Here is a 904-nt window from a genome sequence, read left to right as displayed (position 1 = left end):
CCACGGGCACCGAACACCTCGTCCCCGCCGCAGACGCCACCACAGTCCCCTTCGAGGACTGCCTTCCCGCACGCGACCTGCCCTCCTACCCCGGGATCCGGCACACCCCGGGCTCGTACTGGGCCGCGTGCTGCGATGCCGTGCTGGACTACGAGAGCTACCTGGAGTCCAAGTGGATGCGCCTGCTCGACTTCGACCACCAAGTCAAGGCTCTCTCCGCTCAGCCGTTCCTCTTCGAGGGAGCCGACAGGTCAGGCAAGTGGAGGCACACCCCGGACCTGTTCGTGCGCCGCACCGACGGCTCCGCGCTGCTGCTGGACGTGAAGAACCCCCTGCGGATCCAGACACCGCGCGTGCTGCACCAGGCCCGCCGCACCGCCTCGGCCTGCGAACTGATGGGCTGGGACTACCAGATGGTCGGTGAACCCGACCCCCAGCTGTGGGCAACCGTCGAGTGGCTCGGCGGATACCGGCGTCCGTTGAATGCCACCGCCGACCTCATCGGCCCCCTGCTGGACCTCGCCACCGACCCGGTCCCCGGAACTGGCACGCCCGGTCGTCTACCACCTGATGTGGCACCACCGCCTGCGCTTCGACCTCACCCGCCCGCTGCGCGACCACACCCCGGTGTGGACCGCCCACCGAGGGAACACGCCATGAACCACTACAGCCGTATCACCGTCGAAGACTGGGTCGAGTTCGAGGACGAGCGCCACCAGGTCACCGCCATCGACGGCTCCCACGTGCGTTTGCGGTCCGTCACAGGCCACCGCCTGACAATCATGCTGTCCGAGCTCCTGACGGACCCCTCCTTCCGCTCCCACGCCCAACCCCCGGACGGCGCCGGGTACGACGACACCGCTCTCGGTCTCGACCCCGGTGGCGTGGTCGCCACCCCGCCCGG

The 904-nt window shown here is 69.4% G+C and carries 1 protein-coding gene; it reads left to right on the top strand.

Features of this window, described 5'->3' with window-relative positions; genetic code table 11:
• Window positions 1-904, top strand: a 904-nt coding sequence (locus ABD323_RS41920) for a TnsA-like heteromeric transposase endonuclease subunit (protein ID WP_344447323.1), incomplete at both ends; no start/stop codon positions are given.

The organism is Kitasatospora nipponensis, from assembly GCF_039528135.1.
GTDB classification, from domain to species: domain Bacteria; phylum Actinomycetota; class Actinomycetes; order Streptomycetales; family Streptomycetaceae; genus Kitasatospora; species Kitasatospora nipponensis.
Note: the sequence above shows the minus strand (reverse complement) of the source record. Positions and strands in the feature narration are given on the sequence as shown.